We start from the raw sequence: 17,194 nt of genomic DNA, 5'->3' as shown, positions 1-17,194 counted from the left end.
GCAACTCCCTGATCACGTCCTTCCGTATGGCGCGCGATCGCGTCTTCAACTCCAACTATTGAACAGGCACTCTCATGTGGTTTAAAAATCTCCAGATTTACCGTCTCCCGGCGCCGTGGCCGATCAGCGCCGAACAGCTGCAGGAACACCTGACATCGCAGGCCTTTGCCGCGTGCGCCAGTCTCGAAATGCAGTCGCAGGGCTGGGTGTCACCGCGCGGCGACGATCAGCTGGTGCACGTCGTGAACCGCCAATGGCTGCTCAAGTTGGACACCGAAAAGAAGCTGCTGCCGGCCACCGTGATCAACCAGGTCACCAAGGCCCGCGCCGGAGAGCTTGAAGAGCAGCAAGGCTTCCCGCCGGGCCGCAAGCAAACGAAGGAACTGAAGGAACTGGTCACCGATGAACTGCTGCCACGCGCGTTCAGCATCGTGCGCAGCACATGGACATGGATCGATCCGGTCAATGGTTGGCTGGTAGTCGACGCCGGCAGCCCGGCGAAAGCCGAAGAAGTGCTGAAGCTCATGCTCAAGGCCATCCCGAAATTCCCGCTGGAGACGCTGCGCACCGCTCAATCGCCGCTTTCAGCCATGACCACCTGGCTCGCCACCGACGAAGCGCCGCCCGGCTTCACCGTCGACCAAGACACAGAACTGCGCGCCACCGGCGAAGGCAAGGCCACCGTACGCTTCGTGCGTCACACGCTGGATCCGGACGATGTGCTCCGCCACATCGAATCCGGCAAGCAATCCACGCGCCTCGCGCTCACCTGGAACGATCGAATCTCGTTTGTTCTGACCGAGAACCTGAGCCTGAAGAAGATCGCGCCCCTCGACGTACTCAAGGAAGACAGCGATATCACCTCGAAAAACGACGCCGAGCGCCTGGACGGCGACTTCATGCTGATGACCGGCGAACTGAACAACCTGCTCAACGACCTTGTCGCCGCGCTCGGCGGCCGTCGGACCAGCATCCCTATCTGATCTCTAACCATCAACCACTTGCCGCACCAACCTGCTGAAACGCCATCGGGAAATCATCTTAAACCGACATCAGGAAACTATTGAATGCAACGCGACACAACTACACTCCCGCTCGGCTTCCCGCATGAGCTCATCGTCGACAACTTCGCCGGCGGCGGCGGCGCGTCGACTGGCATCGAGCAGGCACTACGGCGCCCGGTCGATATCGCAATCAACCACGATGGCGAGGCCTTGGCCATGCACGCCGCCAATCACCCGCAGACCGCGCACCACCGCGAAGACGTCTTCGCCATCCACCCCGGATTTGTGACGCACCAGATGCCGATCGCGCTGGCGTGGTTCTCTCCGGACTGCAAACATCACAGCAAGGCAAAGGGCGGCAAACCCCGTGAAAAGAAGATTCGCGGCCTCGCCTGGGTCACCCTGAAATGGGGTGCGTTCCAGATGCCGCGCAGCATTGCCATTGAAAATGTTGAAGAATTTCTAGATTGGGGCCCCTTGGACGACGACGGCAAGCCGATCAAGTCTGAGAAGGGGCGTACCTTCAAAGCGTTCGTTGCCGCCTTGTCGACCGGCTTGGACAGAGATCACCCGGACGTCGGGGAAATCTACGAAGCCCTCGGCTCCGACTTCCCAATGGACCGCCTGTACGCGGGACTGGGCTACCGCGTGGAATATCGCATCCTGCGCGCATGCGACTACGGCACGCCGACGATCCGCAAGCGCTTGTTCGTTTTCGCCCGCCGCGATGGCCTGCCCATCGTCTGGCCAACGCCGACCCATGGCGATCCGAAAACTGACGCCGTGAAGCAAGGCCGGCTGCTGCCGTATCGCACCGCCGCCGAATGCATCGACTGGTCGATCCCCTGCCCATCCATCTTCGAGCGCACACGTCCGCTCAAGGACGCCACCCTGCGCCGCATTGCAAAGGGCGTGATGAAGTTCGTGGTCAACAGCGATGATCCCTTCATCGTCAAGTTCTCAGAAAACAGTACCGGCCAGCAGCTTGACGAGCCACTGCACACGGTCATGGCCGGCGCCCCTCGGTTTGGGCTGGTGGTGCCATCGCTCATGCATCTAACTCATCACGGCCAGGATCGTACCGGCAGCGTAGACGAGCCGCTTCCTACCGTCACGGGCGCGCATAGGGGTGAGCAGGCACTTGTATCGACAACCTTAGCGCCGTTTGTGACTGAGCACGCGAACGCCAGTACACAACGCAACATGGCAGCCAACGAACCGTTGCGTACGCAATGCGCCGAAGTCAAGGGCGGACACTTTGCCGTCGTCTCAGCCACCCTCATCGACGCAGCGCACGGTGAAATATCGCCCACAGGTGTTAAGCGCTGGGGAACCGGCGCTCACAATATTGAAAAGCCACTCGGCACCATCCTGGCAGGTGGCGGCAATCAAGCCTTAGTCTCTGCCATGCTCGCCAAGCACTATGGCGGTGTCGTCGGCACGGGTGTGAAGGTGCCTTTCGGTACGGTCACGACCTCCGACCATCATTCAGTGGTGACGGCCAACCTCATGCACTACAACGCTGAAAAGCGCGACGGTGAAGTAAGAGCGTCCGATTCACGCACTCCGCTGAAAACGCAGACCACGGAGAATCGGCACGCTGTAGTGACGTCACATCTGCTCAAGCTGCGCAACAATCAGTTCGGCCAGCCGACCGATGAACCGGCGCCGACACTCACCGCCGGCGGCGGCCACATTGGGGAGGTGCGCGCGTTCCTGATCAAGTATTACGGAAACGAAAAGGATGGCGTCAGTCTGCGCGCTCCACTTGGGACGGTGCCGACTCATGATCGCTTCGGCCTAGTCACGATCAAAGGCGAGGAATACCAGATCGTCGATATCGGCATGCGTATGCTGTCGCCGCGTGAGCTGGCGCGCGCTCAAGGCTTCCCTGACGACTACATTCTTGATCCGATTGTCGATGGCAAGCCGCTTTCTAAAACGGCTCAGGTGCGCATGATCGGAAATAGCGTATGTCCACCATTGGCAAAAGCTCTATTAGAAGCAAACTTCGCCCACGAACGCGCCATAGTGATGGTGGCCTGATGATGCCTAGTTTCTTACGAGGTCCAACGGCCGAATGGCCTCCCTTCAGTCAACTCAATACCTTGGGTCGCTTTAACAATGGCGAGATAGTCGCTTTTAACGAGGTCAAGGTATTTGCAAGCTATTCCAGTGACTTGCTCGAGATCAAGATCCTTGTCGCTAGGCAGCGTGGGACCAATAACGATTCTATAGGTAGTCGCCAGCCAGGTGGACAGCCTCAAAATGTTCGCCTGAAACGAAACTACATTTTTGGCAATTTCCTCCGAGTGCAGCTCAAAAAGTGGGATTGCTTGCACGCGATCGATGGATTTCTGAAAACTATCAGTGTCGTAGCTGGTGACCAGTTCGATATATGCAAATTTGTTTTCTTTCTCGGCAACCTCGAACACATGCCGTACGTCAAGGCATTGTTGATAAGCGTCATCGATAACCGCCTTAACCACGGATTGCAAACGTTCAGCGTTCAGGGATGCTGCAACTATAGCGGTCTCGCGGTCGCCAACTCGTTGTCTACGACCTACCTCAATCGCACCAATGACGGCAGCGATCGATCCAACGGCTTGAACCCACGATGCCCAATCGGAAGGCGACAGGTTGAAGAACGTATGTATCAACACCACCGCCATCCATATCACCGTAAAGGCGCTGTACACGATGCTAAATATTCCCAAACGACCTCCCCTATTTTTTCGGAGATCGTAGCACAGACGCTATTTCAAGTCGTCTGGAGCCACTGCTATATACGGGGCCAATGGCGCCGGCAACTTTTTGCGCACCGCGGCAGCGATCACCGCGACGTGCTGGGTGAAGAGCGCAACCAGGTTGTTCGTCGTCAGCCCACCAATTCCGACCAGCGTGTCTTTGCCAATAAAGCCCGGCAGCACGGTGCCGTTGAATTTGATGATGAACGCCACACGCCCATCGCCGGTGTCCTTCGGTTGCTCAACTGCGAATCTCTCAGCCATACGCCCTCCGTAGAAGGGGGAAATCCTATCACGTCCGCGCCGGCCAAGTTAGCCGCTGCGCTGGTCCATAATCACATTGGAGAACAGACAATGACTCTCGAAGAACTGCAAAATATAGCTCTGGCCGCCACCCGTGGCCAGTGGAGCTGGTGGACCAGCAATAGCGTCCGACGCCTGACAGCCGTCGGCGGCGCCGATGGTGGAGTGCTGCACGCAACCAGCCATCCAGCCGACTGGCACGCCGATATCGTTATCTCGCCCGCTGACATGGCGCACATAGCTGCGGCAAGCCCGGCCAACATCCTGCCACTGCTTGAAGAGCTCGCGCATCTCCGCGCCTTGGTCAACTCGCCCGAGCTTCTCAATTTTTCCAACGGCGTGATCCTCGAGGCCGCACACCAAGTCGAAAAATGGGGGCCTGCGCACGATCGCAACAAGAGCGCCGAGCATTGGTACTGGCTGGTCGGCTATCTCGCAGGAAAAGCACTGCGCGCCGCGATCACTGGCAACAAGGAAAAAGCGTTGCATCATACGATCAGCTCCGCGGCCGCGCTCTCGAATTGGCATGCAGCGATCAGTGCCGACACGACCGGCGCCGGCATCGGCGCGGATCTCGACCTGCAGCCGGAGGCCGCGTGATGAACAGCGATACATCCATCGAGACGTCCGAAGACGAAGCCCGCCCCTATCGTCGCGACCCGGACATGGACGGAATGGCGACGCCGCGCGCCCCGGTCGACGCAAACGATTTGGAGCGCATGAGCCAGAAAGCAGCGAGCCAAGACGCAAAGCCGGTAGCTGCTGATGACGATGCAGAAAGTGACTGGCGCAGGCTTGCACTGCAATTTGACAACCATCGCATGAAGGCGCTTGCGCATTTGCGAATGCTTTTGAAGGAACCCGCCGCACACGCTGGTGCAGCCGCTGAATTCTTGGCCGCGCCGCCACTGAGTGGTGAGAAGGTATTGACGCAGAGGATAGCCGCTCTCGCCGCCGCACCGCAGGAACAAGCGCCAGCCGCTGCGGCTCGCGGTGCGGGCCTGTACGTTGAAGCCCGTGAATGCACCGTCTGCCAGCACGTCGGCTTGAACGACGAAGACGAACGCGGCGCAGCATGCAACACATGTGGCTGGACCGGAGAGGGCCCCAGCGAAGATAAATGCCCGGAGTGCAAGACACACGGCACCATGTCGTCAGCGTGCCCGAAATGCGGCGAGCGTTACCGTATGCTCTGCGCGGCTACCTTGCGATCCCAACCGCAGCAGGTGACGAAGTGAGCGCACCAGACTTTGAACTTTTGAAACTCGCCGCGCAGGCGGCAAAGCTCGACTTTCACATCGACCACCTTGATGGCTGCCCAAAGCTGATCGTAGATGGCAGCGTTTGGAACCCGCTGTGTTTTGATGCCCAAGCCCTCCGCCTGGCTGTGATCCTCTGTATTCACCTTGGACTCGAAGACACTGTCGCCAGCGCATGGCCAGCAGGCCAGATGTTCAGGGCATGGGCGACTGAATCACATGGCAATGACCCGTTCGCAGCAACGCGACGCGCGATTGTCAGGGCTGCCGCAGCAATGGCCAGCATACGCCGCCGACCCACTTCCTTGGCATACGACGGAGGTGCAGCATGAATTCCCAAAACATCGGCGTCACTTTGGGCATCATCGCCATCGTGGTATCGCTGTCGTCTTTGATCGCTCCTGTCCGCGAATGGCGCAACCACAATACGCTCCGCTTTGTACGATGGATCTTCGGTCCGAAACTGATCCAGGCGGTACTGGTCGTACGCGACTCCGAAGGCTATTGGAGCCATCCCGGCATGCCTGATTTCAACGAGGACACGCCGCAGTCAGAATACCTCGCGTGGGTCGAAGCGCAAGGCTTGGAACTCAGCATCGACAGCCTGGAAGATTACGATGAGCATCCTGCCTTCGAGCGTTACTTTGAAAACGGAAGCCCTGATATTGGCGACTGGACTCCTGAACAGCCGCGCGGCGACGGATGGTTCATCCTATCCATCCATATGACCGAAGACAGCGCCGTGTGGGTCTGGGCGCGCCGCAAAACAAAGGAACAGAGATGAGCGAGCCAATCAAGATTTTCGGGCTGCTTGTGGTCCATCCCGACCAAGAAGCGCTGATCAAAAAGCATTGCTTCGGTGACTGCGGAAAAATTTCCATTGCCGGCGCAATTGAGGACCCGCAAACCGGCGGCCTTGCAGTCTGTTGCGAAGCTCAATGCCCCTGGCTTCAGGGTGAAATGGATGAGCCGTACGGAACTACCATGTCCTTCGGCAAGGAGCATGCGATCTATCTGCGTGCCATTACCGACACACCCGAAACGCATCAGGACGCGTAACGATGAGTGCCTATTGCACCTATTGCGGCAAGCAACACCCAGTGTCGCTCTGCCCGCATACGTGGGGCGGCAGTGTCGCGAGAACGCATTTGCGCTGCACGTACTGCGGCAGCAATCAGCACGCAGTGAAGTTCTGCCCTCATACCTGGAGCGGCGGCAGCAACCGCCGTCAAAACTCGAACGGCGAATATTTAGATTAAGGAATGGGGATGAAAGACTTTACACCAACGAAGGAGACGATCAGTCTCCATGGCCTCGGATTTATCCAGCTGGTTCTCAGCGGCAATCAACGCATGCATGTGTGGCATCCGGATCTGCCGCGTCGTAATTGCTTCGAGCATTCGGCGATTCATAACCATCGATTCAGCTTCACATCTCGGGTGTTGAAAGGTGTTCAGATGAATACGCGCTGCGATCTGGAAATCGTCAAGCCTGGCACGGGTTCACACGTCCTGATCAGTCACAACGGGCCGCGCAGCGACAAGGGCGGACGGCTCAGCTACCCTGTCGCAGATGTCAACGTTATCGAGCGTGAGCTGGAACCGTATAGTGCGGGCCAAGAATACTTCATGCCGGCGATGGAATACCACTTCACGCCTTGCGTTGGCGTCGTAGTAACTCTGATGACGAAAATCGAAGAAACGCAATTGCACGCAAGCAGCGTGATCCGATCCGGAGTGGACTTCCACTACGATTTTGACCGGTTTCAATTGTCGCCAAAGAAACTCTTTGAATATGTAGTTGATGCACTGGGATCGTCAAGGGTCATGTCGGAAACGGCAAACCCGGAGAAAGCGTGAATCAGGCGCCAACCAACTGCACGACCAAAGAAATCACAGCGATGATCGCTGCGATACCTGCGCACACCGCCGCCCATTTGGCGAAACGTGCAGAATTTTCCGCAGCAACAGCCGATCGCTCAGCAGCGACAACCTCTCGCTCGCGAAATTGTCGATCTGCGTCGGCGGCCGCCGCGCTCTTTTTTTCGTCTTGGTCTCGCAACCATTCGTTGATGTGGCCATACGCCTCGGCTGCCATGCCGAAGCGTTTTTGCGTGACGGCGATTCGGACGCACTCGTCGCCACCGTTAGCGTCTGCCCAGTTCTGGACCTCATCTTTCGATCGCAGCATTGTGACACCCTCAGTTTTTTAGGAATCCTAGCATGAAAAAACGCCCTATCCTCTTCTCCGGCGCCATGGTGCGCGCGCTGCTGGACGGCAGCAAGACGCAGACACGACGAATCGTGAAACCACGGCCAGACTTCGCCAGTGCATTGAAATTGTTGGGAGGGCCTGAAGCCGGAACTTCAATTGCATACGACCATATGTTCGGCGGCATCGGACTGAAACGAAACGCGGGAATTGCTTTTTGCCAGCCGAATATCCACTGCCCCTACGGTTATGCTGGTGATCGCCTCTGGGTGCGCGAAACCTGGCAGTACGCCGACTGGACGGACTGCGGCGAACCACATATCGGCTATGCCGCTGATGGCAAGAGCGTCCTGCACGAAGAGTTTCCAGAGGACTGGGCCAAGCGGCTTGAGGAAATCTGGTGCGAACTCTCCGCACCAGCGAATTTCGACATCGACAACCGTGCGGCAGACCGTCGCTGGCGCCCCAGTATTCATATGCCTCGCTGGGCCTGCCGTCTGCTGCTTGATGTCGTCGCAGTCCGGGTAGAACACCTGCAAGACATTAGCGCCGAGGATGCGATTGCCGAAGGCCTGAGCGCCATCACGAAAGATGGCAAGACGGTGAAATACGGCATCCCAGACCGCGACGGATTCCCTGGTTCAGACGATGATGGCTGGCATTGGAACGAATGGGAAAAGGATCCTATTGTTGCCTTCGGCAAGCTTTGGGAAAAGATCAACGGCGCCGGCAGCTGGGCGGCAAACCCGTGGGTCTGGGTTGTCGAATTCAAGCGAGCCGAAAATAACGTTGAGGCAGATATTTGCCGCAACGGAGCCTGAATCCGACTAATTACGGCAGAAAACTAGACGATATACGCAAAGTGAGAAGCATGAGAGATGACGCAGCGGACATTTTTATGTCGGAAAAACAGGTTGATTTCCTGACCGGGATTTCGCGCGGGCGGACGGTTGGTGAGTTGAAATTGACCAAGTTCCAGCTGCAGGGCGAGTTCCTCCGCAAGAAGGGCATTCCATTCACGGAAAACGCCCGTGGCAAGCCTATCGTCGCCAAGGTGGCCGTCGAAGGGCGCGTTCAATCGGACCAGCCACGCAAACGCTGGCAGCCCACGCTCGTTGGGGCATAGCGAATGGGACGGCAACCATCAACAAATAAAAATCTGCCGATCCGGATGCGCCGTCGCGTGCAGCGGAGCGGGATCGCATATTACTACTACGACGCCGGCGGAAGCCCGCGCGTCGAGATCCCGCTCGGCAGTGATTATGTCGCAGCAGTGATGAAGTGGGCTGAGCTGGAACAAGACAAGACCACGCGCATCGCCGGCCTGATAACGTTCCGATATGCAGCAACGCGCTACATCAAGGAGGTGTTGCCGGGGAAAAGCGCCCGATCTCAAAAAGACAATCTGACCGAGTTTGAGTTTCTCCTTGAATTCTTCGGCGATGCTCCACTTGATGAGATCGACCCGCAACACATCCGGCAATACATGGAATGGCGCGTCAGGAAGTCGCGAGAAATGGCCGCAGAAAAGAATCGCCAGCGCATGCTGCGCGGCCTGGCGCCATTGAAGATTCCCGATGGCCTAGTTCGCGCAAACCGTGAGAAAGCACTGTTTTCGCACGTTTTCAACATGGCGCGCAACTGGGGCCTGACGAAAGCCCAGAACCCGTGCGCCGGCATCAAAGGCAACACCGAGACCGGTCGGGATGTGTACGTCGAAGATGAGACGTATAACGTCGTCTACAACGCTGCTGACCAGCCAACGAAGGATGCTATGGACCTGGCCTACCTGACCGGCCAGCGCCCGGCAGACACAGTGAAGTATCGGGAAACGGACATGAAGGACGGGTATCTGGAGCTTGCACAAAACAAGACCACCAAAAAACTGCGCATTCAGATCATCGGCGAGCTCGAGGCGGTACTGGCGCGGATCATTGCTCGAAAGCGCTTTGCCGAGAATTTCTATGGAGCGTCGTGTCTGGAGCTCATTGTCAATGAGAAAGGCCGCCGACTGACTCAGGAGGCGCTGCGGCAGCGCTTCTACGATGTGCGCCAGAAAACTGGAGTTAAATCCACCCAGTTTCAGTTCCGTGATCTTCGCGCCAAAGCGGGAACTGATAAGGCCGATGAGGCCGGCGACATGCGCGCGGCGCAGCGACAGCTGGGGCACAAATCACTTGCCATGACGGAAACATATGTACGCGAGCGAAAAGGAGACAAAGTAACGCCAACCCGCTAATTTCCGCTCCGCAAACGGTCTCGTGAGTCAGTATTTATAAGGCTTTCAGGGCGGCGAATCCGTCACCTTTGCGGAGCAACAATGCGGCGCAAACCCGCGCCGGTGCTGAATCTATTGGCGGACTCTTAATCCGTAGGTCGAGTGTTCGAGTCACTCACGCCCCACCAAAGAACATCAACGGTCTAGGCTTATGCCTAGGCCGTTTCCATTTGTGGCATTGAGTTGCTCCGAAATTCCCCTCCTGCTAGTAAAAGTCATTTTTTGCCCCGCCCCCTTTTGGCACACTTCTACGAGGCTAATAGTGGCAGCAATCAGAAAAACGAAGAAGTCTCCAATGCAAGCTGTTGATTTGCAGCGGGGATTGACCCACGTGTAGAACACAATTCTGCTTATGGCCATAAGCAGGGGATCCGAGTGATCGACATGGCATTATCAGGCATTATTCGACGCTGGCACCTTCGCGACCAGGTCCCATTGCGAGAGATCGTCAGACGTTCAGGCATCTCACGCAACACCGTCAGGCAGTAGATTCGCGCTGAAACCATTGAGCCAGCCTATGCAGTCAGGCTTTCCTGGAGTTCTTTGGATAAGTACACACTCAAACTCTCGGTCTGGCTAAAGACGGAAGCGGCAAAGTCACGCAAGCAACGTCGCGTCGAACGTTAAAACAGCTCCATTAGGAGCTGTGTGCGTTGGGATATGACGAGTCTGACGATCGGGTCGCCGCCCTTTGCCAGACTCTGGAGGATGATCAATTGGAGAGGCTCAATTCTGCGAGCAAATCAACACTCCATGATTTTGCTTCGAAGGTGTTTATAAAATGAGTTCTAGTTACGATTCCTCAGCTTTTGACCGAACGTCCACAGTGCGTTTGTCACGTAGTTGAAGCAAAGCGTAATGACGGTGACAATCAGCTGAGCAATGCGGTAGTCGAAGCGAGTGCCGTGCGTCAGCAAATACATCAATCCAGCATTGAGCACCAGACTCACTCCGGCAATCAACATGAACCGCGATGCGGTCTCCGATAATTGCCTCTGGCTTTGAAATGTAAACTTGTGGTTCAGAACAAAATTGACCACTGCACCGGCAATCGATCCGATGATCGTTCCCGTAAGAGGCGCTTGCCCGCCGTACTCAACCAAGGAAAACAAAATCGCATAATGCACCAGCGTTCCGACGGCGCCAACAACCGCAAACAGGAGAAACTGCCAAACAGAGATGCCGACTTGCTTATCACGCGGCAACCGCGACACCTCGATATCATTCATGAGAATCGTGAGATGCCAAATGATCAAATGTACGGGAGACACCATGCTGCTTGCGCACAACATAAGTTGGACGTTGCTTGGTTTCCATATAAATTCGCCCGACATACTCACCAAGAATGCCGATGCCAATCAACTGCAAGCTTCCTACAAACAAAATCGCAACCAGCAGCGATGCATAGCCGGGAACGTCCACGCCGTGGATGAGCGTCCTGAATACGATATACAACGCATAAAACAACGTGATCAGAGTCCCCGTTCCACCGAGATAAGTCATCAGCTTCAATGGCGCAGTACTAAAGCTGGTAATTCCTTCCAAAGCAAAATTCCACAACTTCCAGCCCGAAAACTTCGTCGTGCCGACTTCACGCGCGCTACGTTTGTAGTCCACCGTGGTCGTCTTGAATCCCACCCAGGCAAATAGCCCTTTCATGAACCGCTGCCGCTCAGGCAGCTGTTTAAGTACATCAACCGCAATACGATCCATCAGACGGAAGTCGCCGACATTTTCCGGAATCTTGATGTGAGACAGACGATTGTGGAATCGATAGAACAATTCAGCCGTCTTGCGTTTCATATACGTGTCGGTGCTTCTATCCATCCGTCGCGCCAAGACGACTTCTGCGCCCTTGTCCCACTCCGCGAGCATTTCAGAAATCAGCTCGGGTGGATCTTGCAAGTCCGCATCGATGGGAATTACCGCATCGCCGACCGCAACATCGATACCAGCTGTGAGCGCAGCTTCCTTCCCGAAATTGCGAGAAAGCTCAACCACGTGAAAGCGACGATCCTGAGCGGCAATCGATATCAGTTTTTGCAAGGTGTCGTCCCGACTGCCGTCATCGACGCAGATCACTTCAAAATCATATGCCGGCATGGCATCAAGGATTTCCCGGATCGCGGTCCAGAACAGGACCACGCCTTCGCCCTCGTTATAGAACGGTGCCACAATCGATACGGATTTTTTTTTAATTACCATGCTTTTCTCGGTCAACCTCTCCATTTTCACTGGAGAAAGATGCCATTCTAATGAATTGTGGATACCCTGTGCCATGCAAATTGCCGGCTTTCATCGCAGGGACGGAAAATGCGGCCTTGCTTGCAAGCTCGCGATAGAAATACAATCCCGCGTGCCAGTTCGATGCACGCATAATGTCAAATCAACAATAAACGCGCCCCAAAGTTGACTACCGAAAAAATACCCCCAGCCACAACACCTGAAAACAGCGTGTTCAATTTCTCCGACCATCGACTTTCGCAAATTTGCCAAATCGTCTTCTCCCTCCTGGCCGTAGCGTTTTCAGGTTGGATTTTGTGGAATGCAGTTCTGGCGATTCCTGCAGTTGACGACTTCTGTTATGGCGCCGGCGCTCATGAGCGCGGCGTCATCCAAAATGTCGTGATTGAGTACTTCACGTGGGGAGGCCGGTATTCGGCAGCTTTTCTGATTAGTGCATTTGCAGGCGCAGACACGCTGCTGTTTCACTACTATTACCTGGTCCCTCTCACGATTCTGGCTCTCAATCTCCTGGCCGTCCGCCATTTTCTGTCCAGTGTCGATCTGAAAACAAAGACAATCCTGCTGTTGTTCTTTGTCATTCTCATGACAACATTCCGCATGCGTGAATCGCTGTTCTGGCTTTCCGGAGGCGCGACGTACGGAGTATCCTGCGCGATCTTTCTTACCCTGATTGCGGAAGAGTGGCGCATCTTTACAGGAGCGGTCCAGTTACGCTGGAAACGCACCTTGGTACTTTCCATCGCGAGCATACTGTTGGTCAGCTTCAATGAAGCGGTCATGCTCGCGCACGTTACCTTGCTCTTTCCCTTGGTGGTCGTTGCGTTCGCGACGAAAAATAACAGAGCCGTTGCATGGATCTTGGCCGCCACGATTGTCGGCACGCTGATCTCCGGCCTCGCTCCTGGAAACTTCCTTCGAGCCGGCCTGACCCCCCACAATACAAATGTACTGGTCGCGGCCTGGGTATCGTTCAAGCTGTTGGCGATCAAATATGCCTTGCCCACACTTGTCAGCATTCTGATGTTCCGTTGCTTGCTATGGTTCTGCCGGGTCCGCAGAGACTTCGCTTTCACGCGCAACCAGGCTTTTGCGTTCTGCCTGTTTCTTCTTCTGGCGCTATGGGCAAGTATCTTTGCCAGAGCCTATGCACTCAACGAACTGGGACCGGAAAGAGCGAGAACGATTGACTTTCTGCTGGTGAATCTGATCGGATTTTTCATTGCGACTCAACTGTATCAACGCAGCCGCGCGCGATCTGAGAATCAATCCCGCCCGATTTTGGCAGGACTCATCTTGTGCGCACTCGTCGCCACGATAGCCGGCGCAGTCTTCGCCCCTCAGCAGACTTGGCGACCGCTACTGGATGGCATGCAAGAGAGCGTCCGGTTACGCGATCTGATCACCGCGCGACTGAATCTTGCCGGCTCGGCAAGAGGCCAGGCGCTGGTCGTAGACGCTTACATCCAGGATCAAAAGCCGATTACCTTCTTTAACGATATTAAGGAAGACCCGAAACAATGGGAAAACAGCTGCTTTGCAAAGTACTTCGACTTGAAAGAAGTTCGCACCAGAAATTGACCACAACTTATCGTCAGAATGTCATATGAAAAGGGCCTGCGTTTCACCGCAGGCCCTTTTTATTGTTTGTACCGACTTCGTTTTCTCCAAACTCCAAGGATCGATGCTGCGAGCAAAGGCGCAACAAGCTGATAATGCGCAAAATCGACGCTTACTCCGCAAGTCGAGTGATCGAATCACTCACGCCTGACCAAAGAATGCAGAGGGCTTGAATCGAGATTCAGGTTCTTTTTCTTTGGCCGACACAAGACGAATACTTCTGGCGATTTCCGCTCCCGCATCCCCGTCACCCCTGAAGCAAACATCCCACCATCAGACGGGATGTTTAGAGATCATTTATTCTTCGGTGGATTATTGCTTCTACCACCACCCGATGGTTGCCCGGGATTCTTGCTCGGCCAGTTCGGTGGATTTTCGTTTGCCATTTTCACATCGACCTCCAATAAGAAAAATACCGCATCAAGAATTAAAAAACTGCACCGGGATTTTTATCGCTGCATTCCGCTCAGCACACAGTCACGTTCTACAACTTCCCCGCCGCCACATCCTCATCAATCGCCTCGCGCGCCACCGCTATCGCGTTGTCTTCCGCTTCCTTGCGTGTGTTGCCGCGGAACGTCGGGACGTTGGCGCGGCGAAACGGCACCGGGTTGTCGTTGCGATGCAATTGATAGGCGCCGACCCAGGTGCCGTCGCGTTGTTCGCTGCCGCTGGCGCGGATGAAGTAGCCCTTGTGTTCGTAGGAGTCGAGGTCGAGTTCGGAGTCGATCAGCGCGCGTGCGAATGCCGCGCCGGCCATTTGGGCAGCGTGGACCGTGTCGAAGGGGGAGCCTTTGATATTCGGATATTCTTCTTCACCGTCGACCTTGATGCTGCAAAACACGCCCTTCTTGCCGGGCTGCGTGCTGTCGATCACGATGAAGTGCTTGCCGCGATGGGTGGAACCGTACTGCGCCATTGTTTCTGCCTCAATAAATAATTAACAGCCATCGTAGCATATGCCCCTCTTGCATGAAGGCAACCCCGCTTCCGCACCGGGGACGGCTACAATATGCGTCAAACAAATTCACGGGACAAGTTCATGGACGCAGAATTCTGGCTGGAACGCTGGCGCGACGGGCGCACGCATTTTCATCAAACCCGCGTGACGCCGCTGCTGCAGAAATACTGGCCGACACTGGCGCTGCCGCAGGGCAGCCAGGTGCTGGTGCCGCTGGCGGGCAAGTCGCTCGACATGGTGTGGCTGGCGTCGCAGGGACATCGCGTGCTGGGCGTGGAATTGTCGCAGCTGGCGGTCGAGCAGTTCTTCGATGAAAACCGGCTGCAGCCACAGGTCAGCGAATCCGCCTACGGTCGCCACTATGCGGCCGGCGACGTCGAGATCATTTGCGGCGATATTTTCAAGCTGGATGCAGCGCTGCTGTCGGCCTGCGTCGGCGTCTACGACCGCGCCGCGCTGGTGGCGCTGCCGGCCGACATGCGCGCACGCTATGCGCAGCACGTCTATGGCCGGTTGTCCGCACAATATCGCGGCATCCTCATTACGCTCGACTACCCACAAGAACAGATGGACGGTCCGCCGTTCTCGGTCAGTGATGCGGAAGTGCAGGCGATCTTCGCGGCGCATTCCGAAGCGCTCGTCATCGACCGTCGCGATATCCTCGACAAGGAACCGAAGTTCAGCGAGCGTGGCGTCAGCCGGCTCGACACCGTGGTGTATCAGCTGCAGCGCAAACGCTGATTGCCCTCATCACGCGTCACTTGATCTGTCCGATCCTGCGCAGGAACTCTTCCACGTCCTTGCTCGCCTGGTCGCGGTAGCGATTGTCGAACGAACCGACGGTCACGCCCACGGCCTGGCAGTCCTTGTACAGCTTGCGCTCGTCCGCGGGCGAGAGTTTGTCGCCGCTACCGACCAGGCTACGCGCCCAGCTCGGAATGTCGGTTTCGGTCATCGGGCAGTTGCGGGTGGAGGTGCCTAGCCTCAGGTAATGCACGCCCTGGTTGCCGTCGAAACTGTGATGCGCGCCGTCGTAGACGCGATAATCGATGACGCCCGGATACTCTTCCTGCATGCCCTTGATCTGGTCGAGGCAGAACTTCGCCGGCGTGTAGTCGTCCTTGCTACCCATCAGGAACAGCATCGGCGCGCCGGTCTTGTCGAAGCTGCCGTTTTTGCGGAAGCGCGAATTCTGGCAGCCGGGATAAGCGGGAATATGGAAGGCGAATTGCAGGTTTTTATTCTCGCGCAGCACGTTGTCGCGGAAGGACTTGACCGCCGTTTCGTTGGCGGCGGTGCCGCCCCGGCTGAAGCCGATGATGCCGATGCGGTCGGCATCGAAGCGCGGATCGGCGGCGAGGAATTTCAGCGCAAAGAAGGCATCGGCGGTGTCGGCGGCATTGCTGACCAGGCTCTGGTCATCCACCGTGCTCTCGACGCCGCGCGGGGTAAACGAATCGACCACGAAGGTGGCGAAGCCGAGCTTGTTGAAATACGGCGCCCAGAAACCGGTGTCCTTGGCTTGTACGCCGGCGCTGCCATGCGCAATCACAACCACGGGAATCTTGCCGGCCGGCGGATTCGGCGGCAGCGTCAGGTAGCCGAAAATCTCAAGCGGCTTGCCCACCCGCTTTGCCATTTCGAACTTGTTGGCGTATTCGGCCGAAGGGAAGCTGATCTTTTGCTGGGCAGAGGCAAGGCCCGACCAGAGCAGGCAACACGCTGCAAGAACGCACATCAGTGCCTGCAGATGGCGACGTAACGGAGCGGGTATTTTTTTCGAGTTCATGTCGGCCTTCAAAAAATTGCCCTCCATCATGCCAGCAAGCGCCACGCCTTGGCTGACAAGCTCGTCAGGAGTTGAAGATGGCGCATGCCTTTTACGGCTACGCACCTCGAAATAAAGCGATAATGCTGCTTTCCCAAGCCAGCGACGACGCCCAGCCGATGCAAGACCCCGATCAAGATTCTCCCGAAGTGCAGCCGACCCGTCCGTGGATCGTGCTCACCACCACTTACGACGTGGAAGCGTGGATCGACAACTACAACCGGGACTTGCAACAGGCGGTGAAGAAGGACAACACCAAGGGTTACGGTATCTGCTTCTGCATGGAACTGGGCGGCGAGGTGTACCTGCACACGACGTCGGAAGGCGACATCCTGCTGGACGTGACAGAAGAAGCGGAATGGGTGGCGCCGGTGATCAGCGCGGCCACCGGGGTAGCGGCGCCGTCGTCATCGGTGTGGGCACTGCCGGGCGATACGCTGACGCAGCTGGTGCTTGGGCTGAGCGGATTGATCGCGGCAACCCGCATCGTCGTCAGCCACGCCTACAAGACTCCGAAAAACTGGCCGCAACGCTATTGAACGGTGCGACCTCAGGCCGGCAAGCCCGGTGATGTTTATTGCGACTTCGGCTTGGTGTTGATGGCCCGGCGGGCATCAGCATCGCGTTCGGATTTCTTTTCGAATTCGGTGCGTTCGCAGGCGCACAGGATAAAGGCGATGCAGGCAGCCAGCGAAATGGCGATGAAACGCTTCATGATTATTCCCCGATAGTGATGGGC

At 56.5% G+C, this 17,194-nt stretch carries 22 protein-coding genes and 1 pseudogene; 15 read left to right on the top strand and 8 right to left on the bottom strand.

Annotated features, from left to right (window positions below; translation table 11 throughout):
* Positions 1–74 precede the first annotated feature (74 nt).
* Together ACIROW_RS14090 and ACIROW_RS14085 are read left to right on the top strand one after the other, a co-directional pair.
* Positions 75–983: a recombination-associated protein RdgC gene (locus tag ACIROW_RS14090; protein WP_402276558.1), complete on the top strand. Its 909-nt coding sequence runs from the start codon at positions 75–77 to the stop codon at positions 981–983.
* Positions 984–1,067: 84 nt separating this feature from the next.
* Positions 1,068–3,050 (top strand): DNA cytosine methyltransferase, encoded by a 1,983-nt coding sequence (locus tag ACIROW_RS14085; RefSeq protein WP_402276556.1) that lies wholly within the window; start codon positions 1,068–1,070, stop codon positions 3,048–3,050.
* A gap of 14 nt (positions 3,051–3,064) precedes the next feature.
* Here the strand turns inward: ACIROW_RS14085 and ACIROW_RS14080 are convergent, their stop codons facing one another.
* Entirely contained in the window at positions 3,065–3,721 is a 657-nt protein-coding gene (locus tag ACIROW_RS14080; protein ID WP_402276554.1) for a hypothetical protein, read from the bottom strand.
* 39 nt (positions 3,722–3,760) lie between these two features.
* Positions 3,761–4,015, bottom strand: a complete 255-nt coding sequence (locus ACIROW_RS14075; protein ID WP_402276552.1) for a hypothetical protein — start codon at positions 4,013–4,015, stop codon at positions 3,761–3,763.
* Positions 4,016–4,105: 90 nt separating this feature from the next.
* On the opposite strand from ACIROW_RS14075, the gene ACIROW_RS14070 reads away from it, so the two are divergent.
* The 6 genes from ACIROW_RS14070 to ACIROW_RS14045 all read left to right on the top strand — a co-directional run bounded on the left by ACIROW_RS14070 (position 4,106) and on the right by ACIROW_RS14045 (position 7,172).
* On the top strand, positions 4,106–4,654 hold the full coding sequence (locus ACIROW_RS14070) for a hypothetical protein (protein ID WP_402276550.1): 549 nt from the start codon (positions 4,106–4,108) through the stop codon (positions 4,652–4,654).
* On the top strand, positions 4,654–5,292 hold the full coding sequence (locus ACIROW_RS14065) for a hypothetical protein (RefSeq protein WP_402276547.1): 639 nt from the start codon (positions 4,654–4,656) through the stop codon (positions 5,290–5,292). The genes ACIROW_RS14070 and ACIROW_RS14065 overlap by 1 nt, the downstream gene beginning before the upstream one ends.
* Positions 5,289–5,645 carry a hypothetical protein gene (locus ACIROW_RS14060; protein WP_402276545.1) on the top strand — a complete coding sequence of 119 codons (357 nt, stop codon included), beginning with the start codon at positions 5,289–5,291 and terminating at the stop codon, positions 5,643–5,645. The genes ACIROW_RS14065 and ACIROW_RS14060 overlap by 4 nt, the downstream gene beginning before the upstream one ends.
* The gene (locus tag ACIROW_RS14055) at positions 5,642–6,097 is read left to right on the top strand and encodes a hypothetical protein (protein ID WP_402276543.1); all 456 of its coding nucleotides are present in this window, start codon (positions 5,642–5,644) and stop codon (positions 6,095–6,097) included. The genes ACIROW_RS14060 and ACIROW_RS14055 overlap by 4 nt, the downstream gene beginning before the upstream one ends.
* Entirely contained in the window at positions 6,094–6,372 is a 279-nt protein-coding gene (locus tag ACIROW_RS14050) for a hypothetical protein (RefSeq protein ID WP_402276541.1), read from the top strand. Before ACIROW_RS14055 ends, ACIROW_RS14050 begins: the two co-directional genes overlap by 4 nt.
* Before the next feature lie 209 nt (positions 6,373–6,581).
* Positions 6,582–7,172 (top strand): hypothetical protein, encoded by a 591-nt coding sequence (locus ACIROW_RS14045; RefSeq protein WP_402276539.1) that lies wholly within the window; start codon positions 6,582–6,584, stop codon positions 7,170–7,172.
* Position 7,173: 1 nt separating this feature from the next.
* Here the strand turns inward: ACIROW_RS14045 and ACIROW_RS14040 are convergent, their stop codons facing one another.
* The gene (locus ACIROW_RS14040; protein ID WP_402276537.1) at positions 7,174–7,503 is read right to left on the bottom strand and encodes a hypothetical protein; all 330 of its coding nucleotides are present in this window, start codon (positions 7,501–7,503) and stop codon (positions 7,174–7,176) included.
* A 32-nt stretch (positions 7,504–7,535) separates the two neighbouring features.
* Here ACIROW_RS14040 and ACIROW_RS14035 point away from each other — a divergent pair, with 32 nt between their 5' ends.
* The 4 genes and pseudogenes from ACIROW_RS14035 to ACIROW_RS14020 all read left to right on the top strand — a co-directional run.
* The gene (locus tag ACIROW_RS14035; RefSeq protein ID WP_402276535.1) at positions 7,536–8,345 is read left to right on the top strand and encodes a hypothetical protein; all 810 of its coding nucleotides are present in this window, start codon (positions 7,536–7,538) and stop codon (positions 8,343–8,345) included.
* Between the two features lie 50 nt (positions 8,346–8,395).
* Positions 8,396–8,650: a hypothetical protein gene (locus tag ACIROW_RS14030; RefSeq protein ID WP_402276532.1), complete on the top strand. Its 255-nt coding sequence runs from the start codon at positions 8,396–8,398 to the stop codon at positions 8,648–8,650.
* 3 nt (positions 8,651–8,653) lie between these two features.
* Positions 8,654–9,763: a tyrosine-type recombinase/integrase gene (locus ACIROW_RS14025; RefSeq protein WP_402276530.1), complete on the top strand. Its 1,110-nt coding sequence runs from the start codon at positions 8,654–8,656 to the stop codon at positions 9,761–9,763.
* A 414-nt stretch (positions 9,764–10,177) separates the two neighbouring features.
* Positions 10,178–10,510 (top strand): annotated as a pseudogene (locus ACIROW_RS14020) (IS21 family transposase); the annotation flags it as partial.
* Between the two features lie 80 nt (positions 10,511–10,590).
* On the opposite strand, the gene ACIROW_RS14015 reads toward ACIROW_RS14020, so the two are convergent.
* Entirely contained in the window at positions 10,591–11,031 is a 441-nt protein-coding gene (locus ACIROW_RS14015) for a GtrA family protein (RefSeq protein ID WP_402276527.1), read from the bottom strand.
* Positions 11,024–12,007, bottom strand: a complete 984-nt coding sequence (locus ACIROW_RS14010; RefSeq protein WP_402276997.1) for a glycosyltransferase family 2 protein — start codon at positions 12,005–12,007, stop codon at positions 11,024–11,026. The genes ACIROW_RS14015 and ACIROW_RS14010 overlap by 8 nt, the downstream gene beginning before the upstream one ends.
* 204 nt (positions 12,008–12,211) lie before the next feature.
* Between ACIROW_RS14010 and ACIROW_RS14005 the strand changes: the two genes are divergently transcribed.
* Positions 12,212–13,627 (top strand): DUF6056 family protein, encoded by a 1,416-nt coding sequence (locus ACIROW_RS14005; RefSeq protein ID WP_402276525.1) that lies wholly within the window; start codon positions 12,212–12,214, stop codon positions 13,625–13,627.
* Positions 13,628–14,150: 523 nt separating this feature from the next.
* On the opposite strand, the gene ACIROW_RS14000 is transcribed toward ACIROW_RS14005, so the two are convergent.
* A complete protein-coding gene (locus tag ACIROW_RS14000) occupies positions 14,151–14,585 on the bottom strand; it encodes a hypothetical protein (protein ID WP_402276523.1) in 435 nt (144 codons plus the stop codon).
* Between the two features lie 123 nt (positions 14,586–14,708).
* Here ACIROW_RS14000 and ACIROW_RS13995 point away from each other — a divergent pair, with 123 nt between their 5' ends.
* The gene (locus tag ACIROW_RS13995; protein WP_402276521.1) at positions 14,709–15,368 is read left to right on the top strand and encodes a thiopurine S-methyltransferase; all 660 of its coding nucleotides are present in this window, start codon (positions 14,709–14,711) and stop codon (positions 15,366–15,368) included.
* A gap of 16 nt (positions 15,369–15,384) precedes the next feature.
* On the opposite strand, the gene ACIROW_RS13990 is transcribed toward ACIROW_RS13995, so the two are convergent.
* Positions 15,385–16,416 (bottom strand): dienelactone hydrolase family protein, encoded by a 1,032-nt coding sequence (locus ACIROW_RS13990; protein ID WP_402276519.1) that lies wholly within the window; start codon positions 16,414–16,416, stop codon positions 15,385–15,387.
* A 122-nt stretch (positions 16,417–16,538) separates the two neighbouring features.
* On the opposite strand from ACIROW_RS13990, the gene ACIROW_RS13985 reads away from it, so the two are divergent.
* Positions 16,539–16,994, top strand: coding sequence for a hypothetical protein (locus ACIROW_RS13985; protein WP_402276517.1), 456 nt, complete (start codon positions 16,539–16,541; stop codon positions 16,992–16,994).
* Positions 16,995–17,029: 35 nt separating this feature from the next.
* On the opposite strand, the gene ACIROW_RS13980 is transcribed toward ACIROW_RS13985, so the two are convergent.
* Positions 17,030–17,170, bottom strand: a complete 141-nt coding sequence (locus ACIROW_RS13980) for a hypothetical protein (protein WP_016833343.1) — start codon at positions 17,168–17,170, stop codon at positions 17,030–17,032.
* Between the last annotated feature and the right edge of the window lie 24 nt (positions 17,171–17,194).

It is taken from the genome of Herbaspirillum sp. NPDC101397 (assembly GCF_044767325.1).
Lineage (GTDB): Bacteria > Pseudomonadota > Gammaproteobacteria > Burkholderiales > Burkholderiaceae_D > Herbaspirillum.
This window is presented reverse-complemented; position numbering and strand designations above follow the sequence as displayed.

Excerpts from the sequence above, each read along its gene's own strand:
- ACIROW_RS14090 (WP_402276558.1), top strand. The coding sequence starts at position 75 with ATGTGGTTTAAAAATCTCCAGATTTACCGTCTCCCGGCGCCGTGGCCG.
- ACIROW_RS14075 (WP_402276552.1), bottom strand. The coding sequence starts at position 4,015 with ATGGCTGAGAGATTCGCAGTTGAGCAACCGAAGGACACCGGCGATGGG.
- ACIROW_RS14040 (WP_402276537.1), bottom strand. The coding sequence starts at position 7,503 with ATGCTGCGATCGAAAGATGAGGTCCAGAACTGGGCAGACGCTAACGGT.
- ACIROW_RS14015 (WP_402276527.1), bottom strand. The coding sequence starts at position 11,031 with ATGAATGATATCGAGGTGTCGCGGTTGCCGCGTGATAAGCAAGTCGGC.
- ACIROW_RS14050 (WP_402276541.1), top strand. The coding sequence starts at position 6,094 with ATGAGCGAGCCAATCAAGATTTTCGGGCTGCTTGTGGTCCATCCCGAC.
- ACIROW_RS14070 (WP_402276550.1), top strand. The coding sequence starts at position 4,106 with ATGACTCTCGAAGAACTGCAAAATATAGCTCTGGCCGCCACCCGTGGC.
- ACIROW_RS14010 (WP_402276997.1), bottom strand. The coding sequence starts at position 12,007 with ATGGTAATTAAAAAAAAATCCGTATCGATTGTGGCACCGTTCTATAAC.
- ACIROW_RS13980 (WP_016833343.1), bottom strand. The coding sequence starts at position 17,170 with ATGAAGCGTTTCATCGCCATTTCGCTGGCTGCCTGCATCGCCTTTATC.
- ACIROW_RS13995 (WP_402276521.1), top strand. The coding sequence starts at position 14,709 with ATGGACGCAGAATTCTGGCTGGAACGCTGGCGCGACGGGCGCACGCAT.
- ACIROW_RS14085 (WP_402276556.1), top strand. The coding sequence starts at position 1,068 with ATGCAACGCGACACAACTACACTCCCGCTCGGCTTCCCGCATGAGCTC.
- ACIROW_RS14035 (WP_402276535.1), top strand. The coding sequence starts at position 7,536 with ATGAAAAAACGCCCTATCCTCTTCTCCGGCGCCATGGTGCGCGCGCTG.
- ACIROW_RS14045 (WP_402276539.1), top strand. The coding sequence starts at position 6,582 with ATGAAAGACTTTACACCAACGAAGGAGACGATCAGTCTCCATGGCCTC.
- ACIROW_RS14030 (WP_402276532.1), top strand. The coding sequence starts at position 8,396 with ATGAGAGATGACGCAGCGGACATTTTTATGTCGGAAAAACAGGTTGAT.
- ACIROW_RS13985 (WP_402276517.1), top strand. The coding sequence starts at position 16,539 with ATGCTGCTTTCCCAAGCCAGCGACGACGCCCAGCCGATGCAAGACCCC.
- ACIROW_RS14055 (WP_402276543.1), top strand. The coding sequence starts at position 5,642 with ATGAATTCCCAAAACATCGGCGTCACTTTGGGCATCATCGCCATCGTG.
- ACIROW_RS13990 (WP_402276519.1), bottom strand. The coding sequence starts at position 16,416 with ATGAACTCGAAAAAAATACCCGCTCCGTTACGTCGCCATCTGCAGGCA.
- ACIROW_RS14025 (WP_402276530.1), top strand. The coding sequence starts at position 8,654 with ATGGGACGGCAACCATCAACAAATAAAAATCTGCCGATCCGGATGCGC.
- ACIROW_RS14065 (WP_402276547.1), top strand. The coding sequence starts at position 4,654 with ATGAACAGCGATACATCCATCGAGACGTCCGAAGACGAAGCCCGCCCC.
- ACIROW_RS14000 (WP_402276523.1), bottom strand. The coding sequence starts at position 14,585 with ATGGCGCAGTACGGTTCCACCCATCGCGGCAAGCACTTCATCGTGATC.